This is a genomic window from Rhizobium etli 8C-3 (assembly GCF_001908375.1).
Taxonomy (GTDB): domain Bacteria; phylum Pseudomonadota; class Alphaproteobacteria; order Rhizobiales; family Rhizobiaceae; genus Rhizobium; species Rhizobium etli_B.
In genome coordinates this window covers 1,113,835-1,130,954 of record NZ_CP017244.1, presented here as the reverse complement: position 1 = coordinate 1,130,954, position 17,120 = coordinate 1,113,835, and the positions used below count along the sequence as shown (strand labels likewise).

The window sequence follows — 17,120 nt, the reverse complement described above, 5'->3', positions numbered from 1 at the left end:
TGCGGCACTTGATCTAGAGGACATCGGACTGGTGGCGTCGAGCCGCCTCCGCGCAGGTCATCAGCACGGTATCCTCATGCTTTTGCACGTCGGCCAAGAAATGTTCGAGGGACGCAATCCGGCTGGCCCGGCCGCTTCCATAGTCGGAGCGGGGACTGACGGTTATTGCGGCGAAGCAGCGCTCGGCATGCATTGCCTGGAATTCCTCCCGCCACCAGGCCAGAAGCCTTGCATGGGTCGCGCGTCGAGAATAATGCGTCTCGTCGATCAGCATTTCGTTCTGCGGCAGTTCCACCATCCGGTCCGCACCGTCTGCGGCAAGTGAATAGGGAAAGTCGTCATCCTGATTGCTGGAATCATAGACATAGCCCATGTCTTGTAAGACCTTCAACGTGGCAGGTGCCAGCGACCCGGTCGGCGCCCGCCAGCCTATCGGCGCAGTACCAGTTGTGCCTGTCAGGAGGTCATGCGTCCTTTGCAGCAGTACAGTTTCTTCCGGTGCCCCGATATAGGCCTCGTGGGCAAAGCCATGCGCGGCGACTTCATGGCCTCTTGCGGCGATTTCGCGGACAAGACCGGGATTGTCCAAGGTCTCCTGGCCAGGCACGAAGAAAGTCGCCTTGATCCGCAATCGGTCAAACATCGCAAGCAGCCGGGGAGTACCGGGATGGGCCGTGTACTTGCCGTAGGATTTCTTGCCGAAGAGGGTTTCCTCGGTCTCCGCCCCGGCGCGGGTCTCGACCACGGAACCCTGGAGATTGACGGTGATTGTGACGATCATGAGTTGAGGTGTCATCAGGCCGCTCCGCCGTTCACGAATGGAGGGGTCTTCAGCCATCGACGTGGCGACTTGAGGCACCAGTCGGCGAACTGCGCGAGGTTCACGAACTGGGCGTCGCCGCTCTCCTTGATGTATTCGATCAATTCCTTGACGATGTGCGCCCGGGCTGGCGAGCCGGAACCATAACCAACGCGCGGATGCAGCGTCAGATTGAAATAGCCGCCTTCGGCGCGGATCGCCTCATACTCCTCGATCCAGTGCGCCAACACTTCCGACGGGGGCGTATAGCTGACCCGATAGAACGGGAAGTCGTCTAGGCTCGAGGTGTTGTTCGGCAGGATGATCAGGTTGTCGTGGACGCGGCCGCCGAACTCTGCCAGGTAAGGCAGGTCCCGATCCTTGTCGCTGGAATCGTAGATATAGCCGAGGCGCTTCAGCGCGCGCATCGTGTGCGCCGATTTGTGACCCGATGGCGAGCGCCAGCCAAGCGGCGCCGCGCCAACGAGATCCGTCAGGATTTCATGTGTCTTCTGAAGGAAGAAAGGCTCCTCGTCACCGAGATCCCAGCCCTCGTGAACGTAGCCGTGCGCGGCGACCTCATGACCGCTGCCCACAATTTCCCTCACGCTCTGCGGGTGCTGTTCGGCGTCGTAGCCCGGCACAAAAAAGGTAGCGGGAATACCCGTCTCCTCCAGGATGCGCAGGTATCGCGGGATGCCGCATTTGGCGGAATATCGACCATGCGAGTAGATACCGAGGGTGTTGCGTCCGCGACCTATTTCGAGCGATGGCCCGTCGAAATCTATGGTGATCGCAACCACACATCTGGCAGCATTTGGCCAGCGTGATGAATGGTCGGCGCTTGTCTGGTCGATCATCGCTGTTTTCCCGCGCTATCCGCCTCAGAGCTCTTTCAGGACGCCTGCAATGGTCTCGAAAATCGTCTCGATTTCCGCTTGCGAAACGATCAGCGGTGGCGACAGCACGATAGTGTTGGCAACCGGGCGGACCAGCACACCCTTCTCGAAGCAGAAGTCATGAACCTTTTTGGCCAAGAGCTTACCGCTTGCGACGTCGGCACCAAGTTCAATCCCGGCCAGAAGCCCGAGATTGCGGATATCGACCACACCCGGCAGCCCCCTTAGCCGGTGGGCGCAGTCTTGCCACACTGGCTCGACTGCGGCGGCATGTTCGAACAAGCCTTCCGAGAGATAGACGTCCAGCGCGGCCAGGCCGGCCGCGGCGGCCAGCGGATGGCCGGAATAGGTGTAGCCATGGGCAAACTCGACGGCGCCGGGCGCAGCGCTGCTGGTCAATGTCTCGTAGATGTTGCCGCTGGCGATCACCCCCCCCATCGGCACGGCGCCGCTCGTCATCCCCTTGGCGATCATCAGGAGGTCCGGCGTCACGCCAAAGCGGTCCGCGGCGAAGGGACGGCCGAGCCTGCCGAAGCCGGTGACGACCTCGTCGAGGATGAGCAGGATGCCGTTGTGGGAGCAGATCTCACGCAGGCGTTCCAGATAGCCGATGGGCGGCACCAGGACGCCAGTCGATCCGGCAACGGGCTCGACGATCACCGCAGCAACGGTCGAAGGATCATAGGTCTGCAGCATCTGTTCCAGGGCGTCGGCGATCTCGGCGCCATGCTGCGGCTGGCCTCGGCTGAAGGCATTCCGCGCGGGATCATGCGTATGCGGCATGTGTGCAGCGCCGGGCAACAGCATGCCGAACTGCTTTTTGTGCGGCCCCATGCCGGCGGCCGAAAGACCGCCGAAACCGACGCCATGATAACCGCGCTGCCGACCGATGATGCGCATGCGCTGACCCTCGCCGCGGGCATGGTGATAAGCCAGCGCCATTTTCAGCGCAGTATCGGCTGCCTCCGAACCCGAATTGGTGAAGAACACGTGATCCAGCCCCTCGGGTGCAATCGACGTCAGCCGATTGGCATAGTCAAACGCCAGCGGATGGCCCAGTCCGAAGGAAGAAGCAAAATCCAGTTGCGCGGCCTGTTTCTGAATGGCTTCAACGATCTTCGGATGGCTATGTCCGGCATTGACGCACCACAGGCCCGCGATGCCGTCCAGCAGCCTGTGGCCATTCGTCGTGTAGTAATACATGCCGGATGCGCTGGAGACGAATTGCGCGTGTTTCTTGAAATCACGGTTCGGCGTGAACGGCATCCAGTGGGAGTCGAGATTGTTGGCGCCATGCATCAGGGGCGTATCCATTTTTATTCACCTTCCATTGCAACTGTAGTGACTGTGGGCTCGTCGCTGCACAGGCGCACCGGGCAGCCGGATCACTCAAACGCCGTTTTTATTCCGTGGCTTCAGAGTCGTTGCGGGTGGGATAGCGGGTGAATTCCGGATTTTCGGCGGGCAGCACCGCCAGTTCCATCTCCCCCGAAGCGGGGCGCATGACGATCGTAGCGACCGTCGCCGATACGTGGCCGCGCGAGGTGCGATAGGGGGGGCGGCAGACGCTGTAGGGGTAGCCGAACTTGTCAGCCAGCGCCTTCTTTACCTCCGCGACCCCGATCTTCGGCAATTGTTCCAGTTCGTGGCGGACCCGCCAGTCGCGATAGAAGCTGTCGGACCAACTGCCATGCGCCTGTTCGCGCAGCTTGAGAAGCGCTGTTGGGCTTTGCCAATGGTTGGCATGTACGATCAGGCCGTTTTCCGGATAGATGTTGAAGGCCTCGTCGGGGGCGCATTCGAAACTGATGCCGAAGCCGTCTTTGTGGCTGACGATGATGTTGTTTGAGGCCGATTTCCCGGTGGCGGCCACGGCACGCATTGCCATAGCCATATGCTCCTGTTGCAACACCATGCGTCGGATGAGGGAGAGCGGGACGCCATCCTGAGCGAAGTCGCGGTCGCTCTCGAGGTAGTTGGCGGTGATCGCGATTCCCCGGTCGTTCATGCCGCTTCTGGCAAGACCGCCCGCCTCGGTAAAGGTCTGGTAAGAAGGACCTTTGTCCGGCTGGACACGAAGGACGATCGCAGTTTCTGCACACTCGGCAATCCAGTCCCAATTTTGGGCATGAATGAGTTCGCCGGTTTGACTGCGCTCGGGCAATACGACGACACCGGTGCAGCCGTCGCCGGAATGTTCGGCTTGGGCTGCCTGCCGGCGGCGGGCTTTTGCCAGGATCTCCGTGCGGGCGTTGATCAGGACGATCTGATCGAAGGAAAGACCGGCGCCCTCTGCGATGCCCGTCATTTCTTCGATGAACGCGGGATCAAACGCTTCGATCACGGGAACATAGCTTCCAACCATGTCCGTCAGGTCTTGCTCCGAAATGCCGATCTGCCCGAGACGTCCGGAATACAGCGCGACGCTGCGGCGAACCCTGTCTTCCGCCTGCCGACCATACTGAAGGCCGCGCTCGCGGGGTGAGCCGAAAATGGAGATCAGAGGAAATGATGTGGCGGGCATTTTTTTCTTCCCAAGCTAATGTATTTTGTGTAGTTAAAAAGCACGTATTTCGCTGGTTGTCGAGAGCAAATCTCAAGTCTATTCGGTAGGGACGACATCGAGGCAGACTTCGGAACAGGGACCCAAGGCATGGACAGCGGACACAGCGCCCTACAGATCGATATCGCCCGGCAGATCCTCCTTCAGGCTCAAAAGGAAGGTTGGCGGGCAGGGCACCAGATCGTCGAAAAGTCGTTGGCTTCGGCATTCGGCGTTTCCCGCTCGCCAATGCGGGGTGCGCTCGAAATTCTGGAGGAGAAAGCGCTCGTGCGGCTCATTCCGAACAAGGGATTTGTCGCAGCGGTCGATCTGGGCTCCGAGAAGCTTCTGGAATCCTTGACGACGAGCGAAACGGAGCGGCTAAAGCAGCAAGTCCTGCATGATCGGTCCCGAGGATTGATCCCGCAGGAGGTCTCCGAGAACGAGTTGACCGAACGCTACCAGGTGGCGCGTGGCATACTTCGCAAGGCGCTTGCGCAACTCTCATCGCAAGGGCTGATTCACAGGCAGCGGGGCCACGGATGGGCATTCGTCGATTCCCTCGACAGCGCCGAAAGCCTAGCCGAAAGCTACCGTTTCCGTCTTGCGGTAGAGTTAGCCGGCCTCTCGGAGCCAGATTACCGCGCGGAACCAGAAGCGCTCGACGCTCTGATCGCCGCACATGAGAACGTGCTCGGTCAGCTCCATGAAAAAGGCGAAATCGGCCGCCCCGAGTGGCTGCAGCTCAACGCTTCCTTCCATGAAGCGCTCGCCAGATGGTCCGGTAATCGTTTCATTCTGCAGGCGGTCCGCATGCAGAACGATCTGCGGCTTCTGCGAGAATCCTCGGTTTTCGACCGACTGCAGCGCGAGAGGATCGAGGCCTCGCTCGATCAGCATCTTCAGATCCTGCACCACATCAAGGTGGGAGACCTGGAGATCGCGCGGATCGTGTTGAAGCGCCATCTCGAAGTCATCCTCAGGAATGTCGAGCAAAGAATCGCTGCCGGCGACCGCTAGGCTTGATCTGTAGGCCTGCAACAGCCGCTTGCTGCGAACAAATATCGGCGCTGAAGCCAGACGCGACTCAGGCTCACGGCTCGGATTTCTTCGCCGGATTTTCCCGCAGGTGAATACGGCTCCACGGCAGATGAATCTGTCTATTTGATTTTTGTATTGCATTTTGGTGATGTAGAAGGCAATGTGAGCAAAAGGCGGACGAAATCGCCGGATAACGATCAAGAGGAGAACGCACGTGAACAAGCATTCTGCTGCCATGGCATCCGTCAGCCTGATTGGCTTGATGCTTGCGGCTGCGCCGCTGCAAGCCAAGACGCTCAACATCGCCCTCAATGCTGATATCCGTAGCCTCGACCCAGGCGTGAACCGGGATTCGAACAGCGACGCGGTGGTGCTTCATATGGTGGAAGGGCTGGTTGCCTACGGCGAGGATGCTTCCGTGAAGCCTCTGCTGGCAGAGAAGGTCGCCGTTTCTAAGGATGAGCTTACCTATACCTTCACTCTGCGCGACGGCGTCAAATTTCACAATGGCAAGGAGTTGACTTCGGTCGACGTGCTGTGGAGCTGGAACCGCTACATGGCGGAAGCGACCAAGTGGCGCTGCCGCCCCGACTTTGCGGAAGGCGGCGCCTCGCACGTCGTTGCCGCCGACGCTCCGGACAAGAAGACCGTCGTTTTCAAGCTCGAGCAGCCCAACGCCCTTTTCCTGGCGACGCTCGCCCGGCTCGATTGCGGCATGACCGGCATTCTCGAAAAATCGTCGCTCAATGACGATGGTTCCTTCAAGCAGCCAGTTGGAACCGGCCCGTTCAAATACAAGGAATGGAAGAAAGGAGAATTTGTCGATCTCGAGGCTTTCCCCGAATACAGCGCGAGGGCGGGCGAGGGCCGTGATGGACTTACGGGATCAAAAAGGCCCTTGGTGGAGACGGTCCACTTTCCCATCATCCCCGATCGGTCGTCGGCAAAAGCCGCCCTTCTCAGTGGCGATGTCGATGTCGTTCCGGACGTGCCCTATGCAGATATTGCCGAGTTCAAGCAAAATGCGGATCTCGACGTCTCCCTCGCCAGCAATCCCGGCATCACCGCAGTTCTCTTCCAGACCCGCGACCCGCTCCTCAAGGATGTCCGTATTCGTAAGGCGATTTCCATGGCGATCGACACCAATGCCTTGGTCGACGGCATCACGCTGGGGCTCGGCAAAGCCAACAATTCGCTTGTGCCTGCAACCTCGAAATTTCATTCGGCCGAACAGGCAAAGGGATACAAATTCGATCCTGAGGCGGCAAAGACCTTGCTGCAGGAAGCAGGATACGACGGACGCCCCATCAAGCTCATCGCCAACACCCGTTACGCAAACACCTACGACGCGGCGGTCATGGCGCAGGCCATGCTTCAACAGGCCGGCATCAATGTCGAGATCGAGGTGCTGGAGTGGGCGGCCCAGCTCGATCGCTACCAAAGCGGCAACTACACGGCGATGACGTTCCCCTATTCGGCGCGCTTCGACCCCGCGCTGACCTACGATTCCGTCATGGGCAACAAGGAGAAGGAGCCTCGCAAGGTCTGGGACGATCCCGAGGCGCAGGCCTTGCTCGCCGAGAACGTCCGTTCTTCCGATCCCGCGAAACGCCAGGAACTGTTCGACAAGCTGCATGCCCGCTTCCTGGCAAGCGTGCCGTTCCTGATGCTGTACAACGGCCTCGAAGCTTCCGCCTTCCAGAAGAGCGTCCAGAACTACCAGGCGTCCATATTTTCCATGCCGCGGGCCTGGGAAGTTTCGATAGCCGATTAAGGGAGACTGCCACGTGCTGCGCTTCGTCCTGTCCCGAATTGGAATGGCGGTCCCGACCGTCATTCTGGTGTCCGTGCTCGTCTTCTTTCTCATACGCCTGATACCCGGTGACCCTGCCACTCTGATGCTGGGTGATATGGCCGACCCGGCAAGCGTGGCCGCGCTGCGCACGAGCCTTGGGTTAGACAAGGACTTGCTGACGCAGTTCGTTCTCTGGGTATCGAATGTCCTGCGAGGCGATCTCGGCACGTCGATCACCACGCATGAATCGGTGACCCATCTCGTGCTGCAGCGGTTTCAGGTGAGTGCCGGAATCGTCCTGGTTGCTGTAGCGCTTTCTTCGCTTGTTGCCGTACCTGCCGGCCTCGTCGCCGCCCTGAAGCAGAATTCAAAATTGGATCTCGGTCTGGTGACGATCGCCGCACTGCTCCTTTCGGTACCCACCTTCTGGCTCGGGCTCATCATACTGCTGGTCTTCGGTCTCAAGCTCGGCTGGCTGCCGGTGGTCGGCTACGTCTCCATTGCCGAGGACCCGGCTAGAGGTTTGCTCTACGTTCTGATGCCGATCGCAACCCTGTTCCTGCATGAGATCGGCGTCCTGCTGCGCATGGCGCGTGCCTCGGCACTCGAGGTGTTGCGGCTCGATTACATCACGCATGCGCGGGCGAAGGGCCTCCCGGAGTCGACGGTGCTTTGGCGCCACGTGTTTCCGAATGCATTTGCGCCGACATGGACGCTGATCGGTCTTGTGCTGGGTAATATGTTGGGTGGCATTGCGGTCATCGAAACGGTGTTTACCATTCCCGGTCTGGGTCGGCTGCTGGTCGATGCGATTTTTGGACGTGATTATCCCGTGATCCAGGGATGCTTACTCTTCATTGCGGTCATCTACGTACTCGTTAATCTCATCGTTGACCTTTGCTATCCCCTGTTCGATCCGCGGGTAAGAATGTCATGAGACATCTGTCACCCAATGCGGTGGTCGGCAGCCTTCTCGTCGGCCTCTTCGCGGTGGTCGCCGTCGTCGGATCATTCTGGACGCCCTTCGACCCCATGGCGCTCGACATGCGGGCGCGGCTCGCTGCGCCGTCCTCAGCGCATCTGCTCGGCGCGGATGAATTCGGGCGCGACGTGCTCAGCCGCATCATGCGTGGCGCATCTGCGAGCGGTATCGTCAGCCTGCTGACGGTAGTCGGCGCCACGATCTTCGGCACCGCGATCGGCGCTGTTTCGGGATATGTCGGCGGCTGGACCGATCGGACCCTCGCGGCCATCACCAACGCCCTGCTAGCCTTTCCCGGCATTCTACTGGCACTCGGCCTGCTTGCTGTTTTCGGTGCGAACAAATACGGCATCGTCCTCGCACTCGGTATAGCCTATACTCCCTCGGTCGCGCGCATCGTGCGGGGCACAGTGCTCTCTCTACGCGAGCGCGAGTTTATCGATGCCTCGCGCGTGGCTGGCGATTCCGAACTATATACGCTGCTGCGGCACGTATTGCCCAATTGCATTGCGCCGCTGACCGTGCTGACCACGTCGATGTTCGGCTGGACCCTGCTCTCGGAAAGCGCGCTCTCCTTCCTCGGACTAGGCGTGCCCCCACCGGCGCCGACATGGGGCAACATGCTCGCTGGCGCCAGACCTTTTCTCAGCCAAGCAATGTGGCTGGGCATCTTTCCCGGCCTTTGCATCTCGGCCGTTCTGCTGGGTGTCAATCTGCTCGGCGACGCCTTGCGCGACAGGCTCGATCCGACGATGAGGGGCATTTGACGATGAACCAACCGCTGCTCAAGGTAGACAATCTGGCGCTTGGTGCCGCCCGGCTCCAGAACCGCGTCGTTGATGGAGTCAGCATGACCCTTAAACGTGGCGAGCGCGTCGGCATCGTCGGGGAGTCAGGCTCGGGCAAATCCATGATGATGCGCGCGGTCATCGGTCTCTTGCCGCCAGGCATAGTAAAGTTTGCCGGCTCGATCGCTTTCGACGGCCGCGACATGGGCTCTCTTCCGCCGCGCGACTTGCGTGCCCTGCGTGGTGCGGGGATCGGTTTGATCTTTCAGGAACCGATGACATCGCTCAATCCTGCTCTTCGCATCGGAACGCAGATGGAGGAGGGACTGGCTCTGCATAAGGAAGTCGACGCCGCGGCACGCCGGGCGGCGATGGTCTCCATGCTCGAACGTGTCGGCATCCCGGATCCCCAAACCGCGCTGACCGCTTTTCCGCACGAGTTTTCTGGCGGTATGCGCCAGCGCATCATGATTGCCTCGGTGATGTTGCTGGAGCCCGCCCTGCTCATCGCTGATGAACCGACGACCGCCCTGGATGCGGTAGTGCAGCGCGACGTGCTGGAGCTGCTACGAGATCTGGTGAAGGAGAAGGGCACCGCCATGGTGCTGATCAGCCACGACATGTCCATGGTGGCGCAATATACCGATCGGCTCCTGGTAATGGAGAAGGGCGTTTGCGTTGAGCAGGGCGAAACGAGGGATCTGCTGAGCGCCCCCCGCCACGATTACACGAAGAAGCTTCTCTCGGCTTTGCCGCGCCGTGGGCCGGCGCGCGCAATTGCCGACCGCCAGCCGATCGCCAGCGTCAGGGACCTGCAGTTGACTTACGGCAGCGGCAAGAACGCCAAAGCAGTGCTTCACGGCATTGATCTCGACATTCGGCCCGGTGAGATCGTCGCCCTGGTGGGTGGCTCCGGTTCAGGCAAGACCACGCTCGGCCGCGTTATCGCGGGTCTGTTGAAGCCAAATGGCGGCAGCATGACCTTCCGTGGCCGCGAAATCAGCCGCAGGAACGGGAACTACGACGACTACCGCGCCAACTGCCAGATGATCTTTCAGGACCCGTATTCGTCGCTGGACCCTCGCATGCGCGTCCGCGACCTGGTCGCCGCGTCGCTCCGCCACGAAAAGAGCCTGACGGCTGCACAGCGCAAGGCGCGCGTCGACGAAGTGCTTGTCGATGTCGGCCTCGGTCCGCAATTTGCCGATCGCTTTCCCCACCAGCTTTCCGGCGGGCAGCGCCAGCGCGTCGCAATAGCCCGGGCGCTTGCCCGACGCCCGGACCTCGTCATTGCCGATGAGGCCGTTTCGGCGCTGGACCTGACGGTCAAGGCGCAGATCCTGGAACTGCTGGCGCGCCTTCAGGAAGAGCAGCGTTTTGCCTGCCTGTTCATCAGCCATGATCTGGGTGTCGTGGAGCAGATAGCCGACCGCGTCATCGTCATGCATAGGGGGCGGATCGAAGAGCAAGGCTTGAAGGCGCGGATTTTCGACCAGCCCATGTCTGACTATACCAAACGGCTGCTGGCCGCGGTCCCGACCTTGGTTTCGACTGAGGAGGGCGGCGTCAGTCTCGAATGGCGGTTTTCCGGTCCCGCCACCCCGCGATTGCATCGGAACGCTGCGGCAAATTAGGCCATCGCGCGTTTGACCGATCGTTCGTCGATGCCTTCTCACCGCTGCCGGCCTTTGCTCGTCAAAGCTCGCCTTCGACCACGGTACCGAGTTTTCTCGTCTTCAGGGCCGACCAGCGAGGTGACATTGGCGTTCCCTAAAGCGCGGTCGAAGATCAGGAGATTGTCTTCCCAGCGCCTGAATTGCGAGCGTCAATGAAATCAGGATGTTGACTGATCTTGCTATCAAACGGGATCATGTCATCTCGGGGCTTGCCTGCCGTTGGAGCTTGTCGAAGCCCATGATGCTTGGTTCGCGCGAAGGCATTGCAGGCTCTCGAGGATACCGACCTGACCTCGATGATGCCGAGGCCGGTGCGCGCTTTCGCGGGGGCCGGGAGGCGGCCTTGCGTAAAGCAGGAGCGGGTGGCCAATGAGGTGTGTGAGTTCAAGCCGAATTGCGACCTGCGCCTGTGACGCTAACCGACACGTCGGATGTGCGCGAGCAGTTTCTTGCGGAATACTTCCGCGGGCGTTCGGTAGCCCAGGCACTTCCGCGGCGTCGAGTTGAGCCGGTCGCAGATGTCTCTCAGCTCGCCGTCGCTGATCGACGGGGCATCCACCTCTCGCGAAAGCCATTTGCGAACCCGGCCATTGGTGTTCTCGACCGTGCCTTTCTGCCAGGGCGACTGCGGGTCGCAGAACCATGTCTGCGTTCCGATGCCGGCTTGCAGATAGGGCCATTCGCTGAACTCAGTGCCCCGGTCGAAGGTGATCGAGCGTCGAGCAGCGTGGGGCAGGGGTTGGAGCACCTCAATCAGCCCGTCCATGATCGGTTTCGATTGCCGGTCGTTGTTGCGCAGGAAGACCGCAAAGCGGCTGACCCGCTCGACCAGTGAGGTCACGTTGGCCTTGCCGAACTTCTTGCGAAACTGAATGAGATCGCACTCCCAATGCCCGAACTGCTTGCGTTCGGCGACCGTGTCAGGACGGTGAAGAATGTTGAGTTCCGGGCTGAAGCGGCGACCGTGACGGCGTCGGGCATGCCGCGGTCTCCGTCGCGCGCGACGCTCCGGCAGGTGCCGCCACAGCTTGATGGCCTGACCGTCTGCGGAATAGGCGAACTTGTAGATCGTCTCGTAACTGACGCAAATCGGATGGCGCTCCAGCCGCATGCGACCGGCGATCTGCTGTGGCGACCAGCCATGCATGATCCGCTCGATCACCGACTGGCGCACATGGACGAAGCGGGCGAGCTTGCGCAGCTTGGCTCTGCGTTCACGTGCCATCTCGTTGGCGGTCACGCAATAGTAGCCGCTCAGATCCGGCATTTGCGGATCCTCAAACGCATTCCGCTTGAGCTCGCGGAAAATCGTCGAACGATGCCGTCCAAGCTTCTAGGCAATGACCGTGGCGCTCAGGCCGGCCGCTCGCCAGCGAGCGATCTTACGACGTTCATCCATATCGATCTGGGAGTAGGTGCGTGTCATGAGCATTCCTTGCGAGTTATAACCCATTGGTATCTATCGCAAGTCGCACTTCATCCTTGAACCCACCCGGCTACAGCCCAAAGTCACATAATCTATCTTATGGAACCAGCGCGAGGACAGCCTTGGCCGTCGTCTGTGGTTTCAGGTTCTCGAGCGATCCCTTATGCCGTCTCCGGATGTCGTGACCGCCCTTGAGGACACGTTGCTTGACGCACTCAACGTTCATCTCGACGGAATCCAGGGCGATGTAATAAAGGCCGACCTTGAAGCCGGCCGAGTTTCAATCATCTCCGCGATCTTGCGGAGAGCAATCTCGGAGGCGCGCCGTTTCTTTGATTTGCCGTCGTCGATTTCAGGGAGTGTCTTCGCGATCTCGTCGGCATTGATCCAGACACCTTCGAGCTTCAGCTTAGCAAAGGCGGATGATTTGCCGGAACCTTCCGGCCCTGCGAGGAGGATGCACGACAGTTCCGGCATAGAGCGATTACTGCCTCATGGCAGCGGGAACGCGCTCTTCCTGCTCGTGTTCGGCTCGATCTTGGCTTCGTTTCGAGATCCTTGGCAGAGATCGGCAGGCCGAGACGGCGGCTCTCAGCAAGAGCTTCCCGCCCGATCTGCTTCAAGGCTTCCTTGTTCTCGCGATATTTCTGCAAGAGCATCGTCGATCTCCTATTACTGGTTAACAGGAAGATCAAGCGTGAGTGGGGACCGCTCTTCAACGAAGCAAAACGCCGGGAAGACGGCATCCTTCACCGCGGCTAGGCGCTCAACGTCCATAAGGCTCAGGGGTCGGCCTTCCGGAGGGTGATCGTGCCGCTCGTCGGCTCGAAGCTTCTCGACCGGACCCTGCTCTATACGGCGATCACCAGAGCCATCGATTCGTCATCGTCGGCGATCCGGTAGTTCTGCGTCGGACGATAGACGAACCGCCTGGAGCCCTTGAACGAACCAACGCCATGGTCTTTGCGAGGCTGTGATCGGTCACTTATGCCGCCAGACCTTCCAAGCCGACACCAGCAGGATTGCGGCAAGGAGCGGTAAAAGCAGTCCGTTCGGAACGATCCACAGCAGGAGCCCACCAATGAATGTGCCGACTATCGAGCCTGCCGCCATCGACAGCAGGAACACCTTGTTGCGGCCGAGGACTGAAAAGCTCTGGTCACGGCTGTAGCGGGTGAATCCGACGAGCATGGTCGGAAGGCTGACCGCCAGCGAAAGACTGCCCGCCAGTTTGATGTCCACGCCAAACAGAAGGACGAGGGTCGGTATCAGTAGCTCGCCCCCGGCAACGCCGAGCAACGAGGCTACGACGCCGATGATGAAACCAGCTACGATCCCCGCAACAAGCTGCGCCGTCCCCTGAAGAAGCGGCTGTCCTGCCTTCGTGTCGTGTCCGAGCAGGAGCACCATCGCGATAACGACCAGAAGAATGCTGATCACTTTGTAAAGCGTGTCCGACCGAAGCTTCACTGCCCAGCCAGCCCCGAACCATGCGCCAAGCAGGCTCCCTGCCAGGAGGTTGACGACGATAGTCCAGTGCTCTGCGATGGAGCCGAACGGAACGGTCGAAGCTCGGAACGGAAGAGCCGAAGCCACTACAACAAGGCTCATCGCCTTGTTCATGATGACGGCCTCCAGCGGGGCGATATTGAAAAAGCCGATCAGGAGCGGCAGCCGGAACTCTGCGCCGCCGAGACCGATAAGCCCGCCAAGCGTCCCGATCACGGCCCCTCCTCCGAAGGATGCTGGAGGGCTACGAGGCGCCATTCGAGCGGCAGGTTCGGACATCGAGAATCCCTTGGGAGCGTTATAGCCACGGGAACCTATCGGGCAACGCTTCGCACGTCGACTAGAGATTTGGCCGCCCGCCGCTCGCCGCGCTCAAAAAGCAACAACGGCATGGTCCGAGCGTAGCAACAATGTTGCCAAGTGTAGTGAAACAGGGTGACTTCAAAAGCAACAAATCGGGTCGAAAACGCGTTGCAACACCCTTCCGGAGGATTTGCGGCCGCCTCCACTGCATCGTAAGGAAATCTCGCCACTCACTCACCGAGCTACAATGCCGAAACCGCACTCTTTGGAAACTCCACGAGCGGTTTTGTTTCTGCTTTTTGAGTTTAAACCGCGGTTCACGCGAGCCGGTTCGAAGACCACGTCATCATCGGCCGCGACGAGACAGCAGCTCCGTCACGCCTCGTTCCTTCGAAAAGGTCACCGCGCGATCCGGCCGTGGGCGAGACGTGGCGTGTGACGGACTCCGTCCAGCTTCATCCCGAATACGGACCGCAGCTCAATGCCAAGGGGGCCCTGCCCTAATGACCAAGGGGCGGGCGACCATCCGAAATCTTGCCACTGGCAAACGCTTCGTCGGTATCGGCTGGGCAACGGCGGAGAAGGTCTGGGAGCGCTTCGGCGAGACCATGTACGACATCATTCGGGATCGCGATCTGAAGGCGTTGGCCGACATGGTCGGCGCGGATCGGGCTATCGCTATCGCTGACGGGGGCGACCCCTCTACGATGACATTGCTGGAGCCGTGGAAGGACGTGGACGCGAGAGCGCTTCGCCTGGGCATCGCCCTCGACGATCCGAGGCGGCTGATGGCCGCCGTCGAGGAGGCGTTGGCCATCCGCTTCCGGGCAGGGCACATGGCCTCCCCTTCCCCTGGACCGTTCTCCAGTGGGCGAAGTCGATCTTATCAAGGAGATGATCGCTTCAGCTCCAGCGAGTCTTACGAGAAATACGGCTCTTCGCTTCTCATTTGAATCAGCCAGCGCCGCCCCTGGGACATGACCAGCATGGGCAAGACGGCCCAGTTCGGCTTTAAGTCCCAATCCCTCTAAATCGGTCGGTCGAACGAAAGTAGCAGACTTTCCACCCCGCCCTCGATGACGTCTCGACACGGTAGAAACCCTGCGGACAGCGAACCACGAATGGCTATCATGTTCTCTTTAGCGTGACAGATGAAGCATTTGCTGTCTTGAGGAAAAATGGAAGGAACCACGTTCAGCACATAGGAGCGAAGCATAGCCTTCCCCAAGCCCCTTCCTATAAAACGCTCGTCACCGATAAATAGGTCGACCGCTATGCCGTCGTGCTCGCCTATATCAGACGCGAAATCGGGATAGTTGCGAAGCAAATAGCACTGCAACGTTCCAAAAGGCTCACCATTATAGCAGGCTATATGGCAATGGATGGGATGGCTCGGTCTCAGGCGCTCAGAATACTTCCCCTGAACTTCCTCGATCGTTATTGGCGTCTTCTGGTAGTGAGCACGCATATGAGAGCTATTCAACCATCCACACAACATCGGAAAATCTGCTTCGGTCAGTGATCTGAAATCAATCATCTGGGGCTTTACCTTTGGGTCGTGACCAGCAGGCGTTATTTTGCTCGGGCATCCCTACCCGCGTAAAGTACCGAAATCTGTTGTGGTCGGAGTGACCGCCTCGGGCAACATTGCTCGCCATGGAATTTGTAAACATAACATCGAAATCGTGAACACCTGATCGAGGCACCAGGAAGGAGAAGGACGCACCATGCCCGTCGCTATCTTGATTGGAGCTTCTGGGTCGGGCAAGACCACGATTGCTCAGGCCATCTCGGAACGCTTCCGTGACAATGTCGAAGTTCTCTTCTTCGACCGGATAGGCGTGCCTGCCTTCGAGGACATGGTGAGAGAATATGGGTCGAGTGATGCGTGGCAGCGGGCCAAGACCATTGAATGGATGAGCGTGCTGGCCAAGATTGCCGAGACTGGACGGAAGGTGGTCTTCGAAGGCCAGACTCGCCTTACATTCGTAGCTGAAGGGGCAGCGGCGGCAGGTTGGTCCGATTACATCCCAATCCTCGTTGATTGCGATGATGAGACAAGAGCGAGGCGGCTGATCATCGACCGTCAGCAGCCCGAACTCGCCAATTCCGAGACGATGAGTTGGGCGAATTATCTCAGAAGAGAAGCGAAAGCGAGTGGGTGCGATATTCTTGACACCTCCACAGTGTCGCTGGACCAAGCCGTCTCTTACGTCATTGCGCGTGCCTCCCCACGCTTATGACTGATAGCCGAGGGCTACCGTGAGAACGCGTGCGAGGGCTTGTTCTCCGCAATCGGTCAGACGCAACGCAACATCGCGTAGGTCTTCGTAACACCACCGCTCGTGTTGCGTTCCAATGTGCGATGAAAAGCAACAAACGCGGCGAAATGTAATGTGCAACGCCTCTGTGAACGTCCCCGCCCGCGAACTCATGCCAAGCATAGAATTTTGGTTACTCACTCACCCCGCTACAGAGCCGACCCGCATTCTTTGGAACTTATGGAACTCGGGATACGGCATCGGGCTTGGACAGCAGCAGCCGCCTCCGGTGGCAGACAAGAGCGAGTGGCCATCCGTCGGGCCGCCAAACACCGGCCCCTTATGGTGAGCGCCGTCAGTAACATAATAAGCCCTGAGCTCATTTGGGAACGGCGAGGCCTCTCACAGCGTTTTCAGAAGGTCGGGTTCGCCATCAACGCGCCTTGCTTCTCGAGCACATCGCCGCCTCAGATCGGAGGTTACAGCATGATGCACAGCAAAGTCCTGTTTCGGCCCGGCCGCACTCGACGCCCACGGCCATTTGCGCCGCGGCAGGGAAAAGGAGTTTTCGCATGACATCCTTGGACGATAGAAGACGGGCGCTTGAAGAAACATACATTCTCGACTTTGAGCGGTCGCTAAAAGTTCGTGCCCGGCGGAACCGCCTGCTGGCGGAGTGGGTTGCCGCTGAAATCGGCCGCAACGACGTCGACGCGTATGTGAACGAGGTTATGACAATAGCGATCGCTTCGCCGGAAGACACGGGTCTGATTCAGAAGATCCGCGCCGACTTCAGCGCAGCCGGCCGGGTTGCCGATGAAGCACTTATTCGCGAGAAGATGCACGAGCTGATGTACACGGCTGCCGAAGCCTTGGAGAGCGAGCAGGCAAGGCAAGGCTATTAGCGGACGACAGACGGGACCATAGCATCCCATGTGAGCAAAGCGCCCCCGCCTTTATCGCAGCTCTCGGTCACCTCCTGGCGGCGCCGGCTTTAGGTTCGGCGACGGCGTAAATGCGTGCCGATGTCCGGACAAGCAGACCGCCTCCGTCGGCTCGCTTACTTCTTTGATCAACCCTATGCCTGGGTCGATCCCCT

General features: G+C 59.7%; 14 protein-coding genes and 3 pseudogenes. 9 read left to right on the top strand and 8 right to left on the bottom strand.

What is annotated here, in order from left to right:
• Positions 1-13 precede the first annotated feature (13 nt).
• The 4 genes from AM571_RS30320 to AM571_RS30305 all read right to left on the bottom strand — a co-directional run bounded on the left by AM571_RS30320 (position 14) and on the right by AM571_RS30305 (position 4,222).
• Positions 14-796, bottom strand: a complete 783-nt coding sequence (locus tag AM571_RS30320; protein WP_074064661.1) for a polysaccharide deacetylase family protein — start codon at positions 794-796, stop codon at positions 14-16.
• The gene (locus tag AM571_RS30315; protein WP_074064660.1) at positions 796-1,659 is read right to left on the bottom strand and encodes a polysaccharide deacetylase family protein; all 864 of its coding nucleotides are present in this window, start codon (positions 1,657-1,659) and stop codon (positions 796-798) included. Before AM571_RS30315 ends, AM571_RS30320 begins: the two co-directional genes overlap by 1 nt.
• 24 nt (positions 1,660-1,683) lie before the next feature.
• Positions 1,684-3,012, bottom strand: coding sequence for an aminotransferase class III-fold pyridoxal phosphate-dependent enzyme (locus AM571_RS30310; RefSeq protein ID WP_074064659.1), 1,329 nt, complete (start codon positions 3,010-3,012; stop codon positions 1,684-1,686).
• An 88-nt stretch (positions 3,013-3,100) separates the two neighbouring features.
• Entirely contained in the window at positions 3,101-4,222 is a 1,122-nt protein-coding gene (locus AM571_RS30305; RefSeq protein WP_074064658.1) for a C45 family autoproteolytic acyltransferase/hydolase, read from the bottom strand.
• Positions 4,223-4,351: 129 nt separating this feature from the next.
• Between AM571_RS30305 and AM571_RS30300 the strand changes: the two genes are divergently transcribed.
• The 5 genes from AM571_RS30300 (at position 4,352) to AM571_RS30280 (ending at position 10,480) form a co-directional block, all read left to right on the top strand.
• Positions 4,352-5,260, top strand: coding sequence for a GntR family transcriptional regulator (locus AM571_RS30300; RefSeq protein ID WP_074064657.1), 909 nt, complete (start codon positions 4,352-4,354; stop codon positions 5,258-5,260).
• Positions 5,261-5,495: 235 nt separating this feature from the next.
• Complete coding sequence (locus AM571_RS30295) at positions 5,496-7,055, top strand: ABC transporter substrate-binding protein (protein ID WP_245520019.1); 1,560 nt, start codon at positions 5,496-5,498, stop codon at positions 7,053-7,055.
• Positions 7,056-7,068: 13 nt separating this feature from the next.
• Positions 7,069-8,013 carry an ABC transporter permease gene (locus tag AM571_RS30290; RefSeq protein WP_074064656.1) on the top strand — a complete coding sequence of 315 codons (945 nt, stop codon included), beginning with the start codon at positions 7,069-7,071 and terminating at the stop codon, positions 8,011-8,013.
• Positions 8,010-8,825 (top strand): ABC transporter permease, encoded by an 816-nt coding sequence (locus tag AM571_RS30285; RefSeq protein WP_074064655.1) that lies wholly within the window; start codon positions 8,010-8,012, stop codon positions 8,823-8,825. Before AM571_RS30290 ends, AM571_RS30285 begins: the two co-directional genes overlap by 4 nt.
• Positions 8,826-8,827: 2 nt before the next feature.
• Entirely contained in the window at positions 8,828-10,480 is a 1,653-nt protein-coding gene (locus AM571_RS30280) for a dipeptide ABC transporter ATP-binding protein (protein WP_132659836.1), read from the top strand.
• Between the two features lie 110 nt (positions 10,481-10,590).
• On the opposite strand, the pseudogene AM571_RS37865 reads toward AM571_RS30280, so the two are convergent.
• A pseudogene (locus AM571_RS37865) lies at positions 10,591-10,733 on the bottom strand (IS30 family transposase); the annotation flags it as partial.
• Between the two features lie 204 nt (positions 10,734-10,937).
• Positions 10,938-11,948, bottom strand: a pseudogene (locus AM571_RS30270) (IS30 family transposase).
• 774 nt (positions 11,949-12,722) lie between these two features.
• On the opposite strand from AM571_RS30270, the pseudogene AM571_RS37860 reads away from it, so the two are divergent.
• Positions 12,723-12,851: pseudogene (locus tag AM571_RS37860) on the top strand (ATP-binding domain-containing protein); the annotation flags it as partial.
• A gap of 78 nt (positions 12,852-12,929) precedes the next feature.
• Here AM571_RS37860 and AM571_RS30255 read toward each other — a convergent pair.
• Positions 12,930-13,736, bottom strand: a complete 807-nt coding sequence (locus AM571_RS30255; RefSeq protein WP_074064651.1) for a sulfite exporter TauE/SafE family protein — start codon at positions 13,734-13,736, stop codon at positions 12,930-12,932.
• 527 nt (positions 13,737-14,263) lie between these two features.
• Between AM571_RS30255 and AM571_RS30250 the strand changes: the two genes are divergently transcribed.
• Positions 14,264-14,713: a helix-hairpin-helix domain-containing protein gene (locus AM571_RS30250; RefSeq protein WP_074064650.1), complete on the top strand. Its 450-nt coding sequence runs from the start codon at positions 14,264-14,266 to the stop codon at positions 14,711-14,713.
• Positions 14,714-14,787: 74 nt separating this feature from the next.
• Here the strand turns inward: AM571_RS30250 and AM571_RS30245 are convergent, their stop codons facing one another.
• Positions 14,788-15,297 carry a GNAT family N-acetyltransferase gene (locus tag AM571_RS30245; protein ID WP_074064649.1) on the bottom strand — a complete coding sequence of 170 codons (510 nt, stop codon included), beginning with the start codon at positions 15,295-15,297 and terminating at the stop codon, positions 14,788-14,790.
• A 190-nt stretch (positions 15,298-15,487) separates the two neighbouring features.
• Here AM571_RS30245 and AM571_RS30240 point away from each other — a divergent pair, with 190 nt between their 5' ends.
• Both AM571_RS30240 and AM571_RS30235 read left to right on the top strand, forming a co-directional pair.
• The gene (locus AM571_RS30240; protein WP_074064648.1) at positions 15,488-16,003 is read left to right on the top strand and encodes an AAA family ATPase; all 516 of its coding nucleotides are present in this window, start codon (positions 15,488-15,490) and stop codon (positions 16,001-16,003) included.
• Positions 16,004-16,593: 590 nt separating this feature from the next.
• A complete protein-coding gene (locus tag AM571_RS30235) occupies positions 16,594-16,926 on the top strand; it encodes an ATPase inhibitor subunit zeta (RefSeq protein WP_074064647.1) in 333 nt (110 codons plus the stop codon).
• Positions 16,927-17,120 lie beyond the last annotated feature (194 nt).

Excerpts from the sequence above, each read along its gene's own strand:
- AM571_RS30300 (WP_074064657.1), top strand. The coding sequence starts at position 4,352 with ATGGACAGCGGACACAGCGCCCTACAGATCGATATCGCCCGGCAGATC.
- AM571_RS30240 (WP_074064648.1), top strand. The coding sequence starts at position 15,488 with ATGCCCGTCGCTATCTTGATTGGAGCTTCTGGGTCGGGCAAGACCACG.
- AM571_RS30310 (WP_074064659.1), bottom strand. The coding sequence starts at position 3,012 with ATGGATACGCCCCTGATGCATGGCGCCAACAATCTCGACTCCCACTGG.
- AM571_RS30255 (WP_074064651.1), bottom strand. The coding sequence starts at position 13,736 with ATGTCCGAACCTGCCGCTCGAATGGCGCCTCGTAGCCCTCCAGCATCC.
- AM571_RS30320 (WP_074064661.1), bottom strand. The coding sequence starts at position 796 with ATGACACCTCAACTCATGATCGTCACAATCACCGTCAATCTCCAGGGT.
- AM571_RS30315 (WP_074064660.1), bottom strand. The coding sequence starts at position 1,659 with ATGATCGACCAGACAAGCGCCGACCATTCATCACGCTGGCCAAATGCT.
- AM571_RS30305 (WP_074064658.1), bottom strand. The coding sequence starts at position 4,222 with ATGCCCGCCACATCATTTCCTCTGATCTCCATTTTCGGCTCACCCCGC.
- AM571_RS30280 (WP_132659836.1), top strand. The coding sequence starts at position 8,828 with ATGAACCAACCGCTGCTCAAGGTAGACAATCTGGCGCTTGGTGCCGCC.
- AM571_RS30285 (WP_074064655.1), top strand. The coding sequence starts at position 8,010 with ATGAGACATCTGTCACCCAATGCGGTGGTCGGCAGCCTTCTCGTCGGC.
- AM571_RS30245 (WP_074064649.1), bottom strand. The coding sequence starts at position 15,297 with ATGATTGATTTCAGATCACTGACCGAAGCAGATTTTCCGATGTTGTGT.
- AM571_RS30235 (WP_074064647.1), top strand. The coding sequence starts at position 16,594 with ATGACATCCTTGGACGATAGAAGACGGGCGCTTGAAGAAACATACATT.
- AM571_RS30250 (WP_074064650.1), top strand. The coding sequence starts at position 14,264 with ATGACCAAGGGGCGGGCGACCATCCGAAATCTTGCCACTGGCAAACGC.